The sequence below is a fragment of the Bartonella sp. CL63NXGY genome (genome assembly GCF_042194905.1).
GTDB lineage: Bacteria > Pseudomonadota > Alphaproteobacteria > Rhizobiales > Rhizobiaceae > Bartonella.
Window position 1 is genome coordinate 1 of the sequence record NZ_JBHINK010000110.1, and the last position, 656, is coordinate 656.

Consider the following 656-nt stretch of genomic DNA (forward strand, 5'->3'; position numbering starts at 1 on the left):
GCTAAGAGTAGAAAGAGGATTATATAATTGACGACTTGGATTATCCATTGCTCGAAAAGGCGATGAGTTGGTTGCCAGAGCAAAGCAATGATGAAGAGTGGTCCCCATCCTACGAGAAGTGTAATAGCGATTTTTGTTAGGAGCACGAGACCACCACCGATTGCTACTACGAGGCTTGTTGCCAACAAGATGATGATGCCTAAGAGACTGTAAAGCAGTCCATTGGCTTCGAAGAAGACGGTTTCTTCGAAAAGACGGCCTGCATATTGAAATCCTTTGGTTGCTGTTGTGTCCAGTAAATTCATTAATTGTGTATTATCGAGTGGATTTGTTATGAGCGCTTTTGATAACTCATAGGGCATTTGTGTTATCAAACTCGCAATTTCATTCTGATAAAGTCCTGTGGTAAGAGCTATTGAAGTAATAATACTTATCCGTAGGAAACGATTTACAAATCCGGAGAGAGGCATATCTATAGCGCCCCGAATGATGAGCCAACCATAGATGATGAAAGCAATTGTGATACCGATTGAAACAAAGGGTGTAATTGTAGCTATTGTTTTTGAGGAAATATCCGTGACATATGTTTTTGTTATCTGATCAATTTTATTGAAAAGTTGCGTGAACACTGTAAAGTTCATGGAATTCCTCTTTAA

At 39.3% G+C, this 656-nt stretch carries 1 protein-coding gene; it reads right to left on the minus strand.

Features of this window, described 5'->3' with window-relative positions; genetic code table 11:
* Positions 1 to 641 (minus strand): type IV secretion system protein (locus tag ACFIK0_RS09540; RefSeq protein ID WP_375663934.1); only part of this gene is annotated, 641 nt, incomplete at its 3' end.
* Positions 642 to 656 lie beyond the last annotated feature (15 nt).